Here is an 8,448-nt window from a genome sequence, read left to right on the forward strand (position 1 = left end):
ACCGAGGGTGGCGCGGCGCGCGTCCCGGTGGCGTTCGACCGCGTCCGGACGGACGCGGTCGAGCACCGCCATCCCGATCCGGTAGAGACCGACGGCGGCGACGACGCCGAGCAGGGTCCAGAAGAGGTAGACGCCCCACGCCACCGGCAGGTCCTCGTAGGCGCTCGCGAAGTCCTGGCCCTGGTAGCGCAGCGCCACGGACCAGCGTCCGCTGGCCCCGGAACCGAACTCGACCGGGAGGTCGATCTCCACCTTCTGGCCCGGCTGGACCACGCCCTGCCAGGGCGCGGCGCTCCACTCGGGCGCCAGCACGGAGTGCCAGATGCCCATCTGGAACTCCGGATCGGAGACGGGCGCGGCGCCCAGATTCGTGACGATCACCCGGAGCGTCCGCGAGGGCGGTGCGCCGAACCAGTTGAGCGGGTTGCCGCCCCCGGTCAGGCTCGCGCTCAGCGCGTGCAGTTGCCCGCTCCCCGCGGCGTTCGGGGGGATCGGCTTCACCGGCGCGCCGATGACGTCGAAGGGGGCGTCGGCGCTCTCGGTGCTCCCCAGCACGGTCGTGACGTGCACGACGCACGGGCACGGCTGCGGCGGGGTCTCCACGGTCAGCTGCTGCGTGAACCGACCGTTCGCGTCGGTGGTGACGGCGCGTCCGGCGTCGTTGGCGCAGTCGTCCGTCCCCGCGACGGCGTTCTGGCCGCAGATCAGCACGGTGAGCAGCGTGGAGGCGGGCCAGCCCGAGCCGCCCACCGTCGTGGTCGCCCCGGGCTTGGCCGAGGCGGGCAGCGGCACGACGACCGGTCCGCTCGCGGCCCTCGCGGACGTGGCGGGCAGCGCGACCGGCACGGCCAGCAGGATCAGCAGCACGGCCAGCAGGTGGTGCAGCCGGAAGGACGGCTGGTGGTCCCTCACGCCGCGACCTCCGCGGGCTCTGGGCTGCGACGCCGTCCGGCCCGGTGCGGCCGCCTGCCCTTCGCCCGCAGCCGGAGCCAGACCCCGACGGCGACGAGCAGCAGCAGGACGACCGCGACCAGCAGCCAGGGAACGGCCAGGTATCCGCCCTGACCCTGCGCGGCAGTGCCGCCGTCGGAGGCCTTGACGGTCACCGACACGCCGCCGAACTGCGGCTGCGCGGGCAGGGCGAGCGTCAGCTGCACGGACTGCCCCGGCAGCAGCTCGATCCCGCTGCCTGTCGGTGGCCGGTGATAGACAGAACCGAACCAGCCGGTCTCGCTGACCTCCACGCTCGGGTGCAGGGTCACGTTGCCGTGGTTGGTGAGGGTGTAGTGGAGCGTGCCCCGGTTCGCGCCGAAGCCGGGCACGAGCGGGGCGCTGTGCTGGACGGAGACGGCGTCGACACTGAGTGCGGGCACGGCGTGGCCCGTGACGTGCAGATAGATGCGCGCGCCGACGGCTCGTTCGATCCCGACGGCGAGTCCGCCCTGCTGCGTCGTCGCCTCCACGTCCGTCTCGATCGCGACGATCGCCCCGGGGTGGTCGCCGGGTTCGGCGGTCGTGGGGATCGTGAGGGAGAAGGGGATGTCCGCGCGGGTCCGCGGCGGAACGGTGAGGCTGGTGACGTTCGGCTTCGCCCAGGCGCCGACGCCGGTCATCCGCTGGCCCTCGGTGCGGAGCGCGAAGCCGCCGTCCCGTGGGGTGTTGTACGCGTCGGCGGCGTACAGCCGAAAGGATTTGGGCTGCGTGGTGAGGTTCACGACGGAGACGTGGTCGGAGAGGGTCCGGCCGGGCGCGGATTCGAGGTAGAAGTACTGCCGGTCCCCGGGCCCGGGCGTCGCCGTGCCCGCGGGCGGCGTCGGGAACACGGCCCAGCTCCCGTTGTCGGCGGCGCTCGCGGTTGCGGCGGGGAGGACGGCGAGGAGAAGGCCGGCGACGGCGAGCAGCGCCCGCAAGGGGCGTCGGCCCCACCCCAGGGGTGCGCGGAACCAGATGGTGCAACGGACTCTCATCGCTCAGCCTTCCCCTTGCGGGGCCCGGGGCTGCCGCCCCGGACCCCCTGATCAGGTACGGTCGTGCGGCCCTACGCCAGGGTCAGCGTGAGGGTGGAGCTGTACGCCCCGGGCGCGGTGAACGCCGGGACGGTGAGGGTCAGGCTTGCGCCCGCTGCGAACTGACCGCCGGTCAGGTTCGCCGCCGGAGTGCCGGCCAGGGTAGCCCCGGCCGCGCCGACCGTGCCCGCGGAGCCGGGCACGCAGGTGCTCGGGCTGCCGGAGGTCGTGCTGCAGGTCGGCGTCCAGCTGAGGGCCGTGGACGGGAGGCTCGCCGTTCCCGGTCCGCTGAAGTTGGTGTTGCTGGCCGTCAGGGACCATCCGGTCGAGCCGCCGCGGAAGTCCTGCACGGTGACGGTGTTGAGCGTGCCGGTGGACGCGCCGCCGGCGCCGAAGGGGACCGGGGTCATGGTGACCGAGGTGCCCGACTGCGTCATGCTCAGCGTTCCGGCGAGCACCGTCGAGTTCAGCGTCTGCTGCAGATCGCCGGGCTTGACCGTTGCGGTGACGGTGAAGGCCGCCGGCGGGGAGGCCGTCGACGGGTTGTACGCCGAACCTTCGAAGGCGATGATCCCGGTGGTCGTCGCGGCGTTGACCGTCAGCGTGCCGCTGATGTTGCCGCCGGCGTCGGCGGTGACCTGGGTCAGGTCCCCGGTACCGGTGGTGCCCGCGAAGCCGGCGATGGTGACGGTGGCCCCGGCGGTGTAGCCCGAGCCGGTCACGCTGACCTTGGTGCCGACCGGGCCCTGGTTGGGCGTGTCGGTCAGCGTGCGGTTGTTCGGGATGGTGACCGTCGCCGAGTTGGAGACCGGTCCGGGGGTGCTGTCGACGGTGCAGACGGTGTCCGTGCCGGCCACGCTGATGGTCATGCCGTCGGGCGAGAAGTTGATCGTCCCCGAGGCCGGCGCCACGAACGTGCCGGTCATCCGGAACGGCGGGAACGCGCCGCCCGGCGGGATCGCCGGGTTGTTGACCTGTGCCGTCGTGGCCGAGACGCTGACCGGCGTGGTCACCGCTCCGCCCAGCGTGACGTCACCGGTGGCGCTGACGCTTCCCGCCGGCACGGTGAAGCTCGAGGGGTTGCCCGAGGCGGGCTGGATCACGTCGTAGGTGACGGTGACCGTCTCCCCGGCCGTGGGGGTGGTGTCGGACAGCGTGATCTCCGCTGTCGCGGTGCCGTGCTGCGGCCCGAGGCCGGAGATCGACGGCGGGATGCAGGTCATCGCGTAGGAGACGGTGGTCCCTTTCGCCGACGCGGCGTGCGCGGAACCGGCCAGGGCGACCGGTGCACCGACCGCGAGCGCGGCGGCCCCTCCCCAGGCGGCTATCCGTCTGAGGAGTGTCGAAGAGTTGTGGAACACGTGACTGGTGCTCCTTTCGGTGGTCGGACGGCCTGCCACGCACCGTGCGTGACAGCCGCCACGGTCACCGCCGCTGCCCTTTCGAAGGTCGATCTGGCGATCTGCCGAGTGGTGCGCCCCGGACTGTCCCGCGAACGGCGCTACGGTGCCGTGCGGGCCGGCCTCCCTGCTTCCCTTGCCGTGGACGGGGCGGCCGGCCTCGTGCGCAGGGAGGTCCCATCCCCCTGCAGGCCATAATTGACGACCCGTCAGATTTAGAAGTCAAGGCGTGCGAGCCCGCGCTTTCACAAGCGCGCATCGAGTCGCCCGCTGCGGCCGCGCCGGGTGAGCCAGAGCGCGCCCGCCACACCGGCGAGCAGCACCGTCCCACCGAAGAGCCCGAACGCCGCGGCGTCGTCGGCCGGCCCGGTCTGCGGCAGCGTGCCACCGGTGGCCGCACCGGCGCCGGAGCTCGTCGACGAGGAGCCGGAGGCGGCGCCCAATCCCGAGGCGGTGGTGACGTTCAGCGTCAGCGCGGGCGAGACCGCACCGCTCGGCTTGCAGGTGGTCGTCGTGCCCAGCGCCTTGATGGTCAGCGTGGAGGGCGTGAGCGTCACCGAACCGGTGTGGTGCGGCGCATAGGTGCCGGTCATGCTGCCGATCCGGATCGGGCTGTTGGCCGGGATCTGCTGCGCGTTGGCCGGTCCGGTGGCCGTGAAGCCGCCGTCGTCCGCGCCGCCCACGGCGACGACGACGCTCGGCGTCATCGAGCCCGCCCCCAGCGGGACCGGACTGGAGGAGACGCCGTTGGTGAAGGTGACCGTCACCGCGTACGAGGAGCCGCTGGGCGTGGCGCTGATCTCGACCTGCGAGACCGCGCTCTTCGCCCCGATCGGCGTCTGGCAGTTGTAGTTCACCGGCACCGTCGCCGCGTGTGCGGGAGTGACAGCCGCCGCCGTCGCCATCCCCGCGGCGACGAGGCCGACGGCGGCCCTTCTGGTGATCCCGTGGCCCACTGCGCCCTCCTCCTGCCGCACCTTACTGACGAGTCGTCAGATTGTGGCCGACGGTACGACAGGGACACGACGGGGGGAACCCTCGTGCAGCGACCTTCTCAGTGAGCGGTGGGAGCGTCGTGGTGCGAAGCGGCCCGCAGGCCGCGTCAGCAGGCCCGCGCGCCCCCCTGCCAGACGGCGCTGACCAGCGGAACACCCGGCCGGTAGGCGAGGTGCACGTGCGAGGGCGCGTCCAGCAGCGCGAGGTCCGCCCGCGCGCCGGGCGCCAAGTGCCCGACGTCCGTGCGCCGCAGCGCCCGCGCGCCGCCGAGCGTCGCCGCGACGACGGCCTCGTCCGGCGTCATCCCCATGTCGCGCACCGCGACGGCGATGCAGAAGGACATGGAGCTGGTGAAGCTGGACCCCGGGTTGCAGTCCGTCGACAGCGCGACGGTCGCGCCCGCGTCGATCAGGCGCCGCGCGTCCGGGTACACGGCACGGGTGGAGAACTCCGCGCCGGGCAGCAGCGTCGCGACGGTCGTCTCACGGGCGTCCGCCAGCGCCTTCACGTCCTCGTCGGACAGGTGCGTGCAGTGGTCGGCGCTGGCCGCGCCCAGCTCGACCGCGAGCTGCACCCCCGGCCCCTGCGTCAGCTGGTTCGCGTGCACGCGCGGCGTCAGCCCGCGCGCCGCGCCGGCGGTCAGGATCGCCCGCGCCTGGTCCCCGTCGAACGCGCCGCGCTCGCAGAAGACGTCCACGTAGCGCGCGTAGGGCGCGCACGCGTCGAGCATCTCGCCCGTCACCAGCGCCACGTACCCGGCCGGGTCCTCAGCGAACTCCGGCGCGACCACGTGCGCACCGAGGTACGTGGTCTCCGGCGTGTGCACACCCGCGATCCGCAGGGCGCGCGCCTCGTCCTCGACGGTCAGGCCGTACCCGGACTTCACCTCGACGGTGGTGGTGCCCTGCCGCAGCATCTCGCCGAAGTAGCGGCGGAGGTTGGCATCCAGCTGCTCGTCGCTCGCGGCACGGGTCGCGGCGACGGTGGTGCGGATGCCGCCCGCCGTGTACGCCTGACCGGACATCCGGGCGTTGAACTCGGCGGTGCGGTCCCCCGCGAAGACGAGGTGCGCGTGCGAGTCGACGAAACCGGGGATGACGGCCCGGCCCTCGGCGTCCACCCGCGTGTCCGCGTCCGGCGCGGCAACGGCCGCGCCGACCCAGGCCACCGTGTCACCTTCGAGCACGATCGCGGCGTCGGTGAGGGTGCCGAGCTCGGGGTCGTTCGTGAGCAGCGAACCAATGTTCGTGATCAGGGTGGTCATCGTTCTCCTTGGGGACCATCGAGGGGCGCGGGGAACTGCGCGACAATTCGCCCTGGGCATTGAGTTCCCGAGCGAACAGGGCCATCCGCCTCGGGTGGTTCCCCGCGCCCCTGAGGTGGCTGCAACTAACGCAAAGCGCCAATCGCTTCGTTCAGGGCCCGTCCCGTTTCCGGGACGGAGAGGTGGGTGCCGTCCCGGACCACGACGCGGCCGCCGACGACGACGTCGCGGACGTCCGCCGCGCTCGCCGCGAACACCGCGGCCTCCGCGCCCAGCTGCGGCGGCTGGCCCGCCGTCCGGGGCGTGTCCAGGGCCACCGTGCAGAAGTCGGCGAGCGCTCCGCGCTCCAGTCGGCCCGACTCGGACCAGCCCAGGGACGCGTGGCCGTCCTCCGTCGCGGCGCGCAGCAGCGCCGCCGCGGTCCAGTGGCCGCGGCGCTGCGTCGCCAGACGCTCGTTCAGCTCCAGCGCGCGGGCCTCCTCGAAGAGGTCGATGACCGCGTGGCTGTCGGAGCCGAGCGAGACGGGGCAGCCGCTGGAGGCGAGCCGACGGGCGGGGCCGATGCCGTCGGCCAGATCGCGTTCCGTCGTCGGGCACATGCAGATGACGGTGGAGGTGTCCGTCAGCAGCTGCAGATCCTCCTCCGACAGATGCGTCGCGTGGACCGCCGAGGTGCGCGGGCCGAGGACGCCGTGGCGGGCCAGCAGCTGGGTGGGGGTGACGCCGTGCGCGGCCAGGCAGGCGTCGTTCTCGGCGACCTGCTCGGACAGGTGGACGTGCAGCGGCGCCTGCCGCTCCTTCGCCCATGCGGCGACCGCGCCGAGCTCCTGCTCGGGCACGGCCCGGACGCTGTGGATCGCCGCGCCGATCTTCGCGTGGTCGCGCTCCTTCAGGAGCGAGACGCGCGCGGCCCAGGCCTCGGCACTGCCGTCGCTGAAGCGCGTCTGGTGCCGGTTGGGGGCCTCGCCGAAGCCGCTGGACAGGTAGCAGGCGTCGAGGAGCGTGATCCGGATGCCGGCCCGGGCCGCAGCCTCGATCAGCGCCTCCCCCATGGCGTTCGGCTCGGTGTAGGGGGCGCCGCCCGGCTGGTGGTGGACGTAGTGGAACTCGCCGACCGCCGTGACGCCCGCGAGGGCCATCTCGGCGTAGACGGCCGTGGCGAGCGCGAGGTAGTTGTCCGGGTCGAGCGCGTCGGCCGCCCGGTACATGGTGTCGCGCCAGGTCCAGAAGGTGCCGCTGCCGACCTGCACCGCGCCGCGCAGGGCGCGGTGGAAGGCGTGGGAGTGGGCGTTGGCCATGCCGGGCAGGGCCAGGCCGGTGAGCACGGTCGCGCCCTGCGGCGCGGGGCCGCTGTCGGGAGTGATCGCGCTGATCCGCCCGGCGGCGTCGACGTCGATGCGCACGTCGTTCTCGACGGCCGTCAGCGAGCCGCCCTCGCGGCGCAGCCAGGCGTGCGGGGCCCAGAACGTCTTCATCCGCAGGTCATCTCCTCGAGCACCTTGGCGAGTGCCGCGACCCCGGCCAGGCAGTCGGGCTCGGTGGCGGACTCGGCCGGTGAGTGGGAGACGCCGGTCGGGTTCCGCACGAACAGCATCGCAGTCGGGACGACCGAGGACAGGATTCCCGCGTCGTGGCCCGCGCCGGTCGGCAGAACGGGGGTGTCCGGGCCGAGGATGCAGACGAGCCGGTCCCGCAGCACGTCGTCGAAGTCGACGACCGGCGTGTAGGACTCGCGGACGATCTCCGCGCGCACGCCGTCGCGCTCGGCCCGCTCGCGGGCGCTCTCACTGATCGCGTCGACGAGCGCCGTCAGCGTGGCCTCGTCGGCCGCGCGCGAGTCGAGCCAGCCGCGCACGAGCGAGGCGATCGCGTTGGTTCCGTTGGGCTCGACGCTGACCTTGCCGAAGGTCGCCAGCGCGCCGGCCAGCCGGGCCTTCTTCCGGGCCGCGAGCACGGTGTTCGCGTAGGTGAGCATGGGATCGCGGCGGTCCTGCAGCCGCGTGGTGCCCGCGTGGTTGGCCTCGCCGTGGAAGTCGAAGCGCCAACGGCCGTGCGGCCAGATCGCCGAGGCGACGCCCACGGCGTGCGGCGTCTCCTCCAGGTGGCGGCCCTGCTCGACGTGCAGCTCGACGTAGGCGCCGACGCGGGCGAGCCGCGCCTCGTCCTTGCCGATCCCCGCCGGGTCCTGCCCGGCCGCGGCCATCGCGTCCGGCAGCCAGACGCCGTCCGCGTCGCGCAGACGGAAGGCCTGGTCCTGGGTCAGGACCCCGGCCGTGAGGCGCGAGCCGACGCACGCGACGCCGAAACGGGCGCCCTCCTCGTCGACGAAGTTGGTCAGCGCGAGCGGACGCGTGGGGCGCGCGCCACGGGCGAGCATCGCGTCGAGGGCAGCGAAGGCGGAGATCACACCCAGCGGCCCGTCGTACGCGCCGCCGTCCGGGACGGAGTCCAGGTGCGAGCCGGTGACGACGGCGTCGCCGGCCTCGGGATCCCCGTACCAGGCCCACTGGTTGCCGTTGCGGTCCACCTCGTAGGTCAGTCCGCGCGCGGCCGCCTGCTCGGCGAACCAGGACCGGCACTCGGCGTCGGCGCTGGTCCAGGCGAACCGGCGGTAGCCGCCGGTCTCCTGGAAGCGGCCGACGGGGAGGAGCTCGCGCCACATCCGGCGGTAGCCGTCCGCGGCGTCGCCGAGCTCCTCCTCGTAAGCCTCAGTCATCTGAAGGTCACTCACCCTCACGCATCGGGATGCGGACGTTGCGCTCCTCGGCGACCTCGACGGCGT

Annotated in this window: 7 protein-coding genes; all 7 read right to left on the reverse strand. The window is 73.4% G+C overall.

Features of this window, described 5'->3' with window-relative positions; all coding sequences use genetic code 11:
* On the reverse strand, positions 1-912 hold a 912-nt coding region (locus tag TR48_RS37715), incomplete at its 3' end, for a neocarzinostatin apoprotein domain-containing protein (protein ID WP_052443380.1).
* Positions 909-1,967, reverse strand: a complete 1,059-nt coding sequence (locus TR48_RS37720; protein WP_042375326.1) for a COG1470 family protein — start codon at positions 1,965-1,967, stop codon at positions 909-911. The genes TR48_RS37715 and TR48_RS37720, both read right to left, overlap by 4 nt.
* Positions 1,968-2,038: 71 nt before the next feature.
* Positions 2,039-3,367 (reverse strand): WxL domain-containing protein, encoded by a 1,329-nt coding sequence (locus TR48_RS37725; protein ID WP_042375328.1) that lies wholly within the window; start codon positions 3,365-3,367, stop codon positions 2,039-2,041.
* A 284-nt stretch (positions 3,368-3,651) separates the two neighbouring features.
* Positions 3,652-4,362, reverse strand: coding sequence for an LPXTG cell wall anchor domain-containing protein (locus tag TR48_RS37730; protein WP_042375330.1), 711 nt, complete (start codon positions 4,360-4,362; stop codon positions 3,652-3,654).
* A gap of 146 nt (positions 4,363-4,508) precedes the next feature.
* The gene (hutI, locus tag TR48_RS37735; protein WP_042375332.1) at positions 4,509-5,666 is read right to left on the reverse strand and encodes an imidazolonepropionase; all 1,158 of its coding nucleotides are present in this window, start codon (positions 5,664-5,666) and stop codon (positions 4,509-4,511) included.
* A gap of 125 nt (positions 5,667-5,791) precedes the next feature.
* Positions 5,792-7,141: a formimidoylglutamate deiminase gene (locus TR48_RS37740; protein WP_042375334.1), complete on the reverse strand. Its 1,350-nt coding sequence runs from the start codon at positions 7,139-7,141 to the stop codon at positions 5,792-5,794.
* The gene (locus TR48_RS37745) at positions 7,138-8,328 is read right to left on the reverse strand and encodes an allantoate amidohydrolase (RefSeq protein ID WP_084730097.1); all 1,191 of its coding nucleotides are present in this window, start codon (positions 8,326-8,328) and stop codon (positions 7,138-7,140) included. Before TR48_RS37745 ends, TR48_RS37740 begins: the two co-directional genes overlap by 4 nt.
* Positions 8,329-8,448 lie beyond the last annotated feature (120 nt).

It is taken from the genome of Streptacidiphilus neutrinimicus (genome assembly GCF_000787815.1).
Lineage (GTDB): Bacteria > Actinomycetota > Actinomycetes > Streptomycetales > Streptomycetaceae > Streptacidiphilus > Streptacidiphilus neutrinimicus.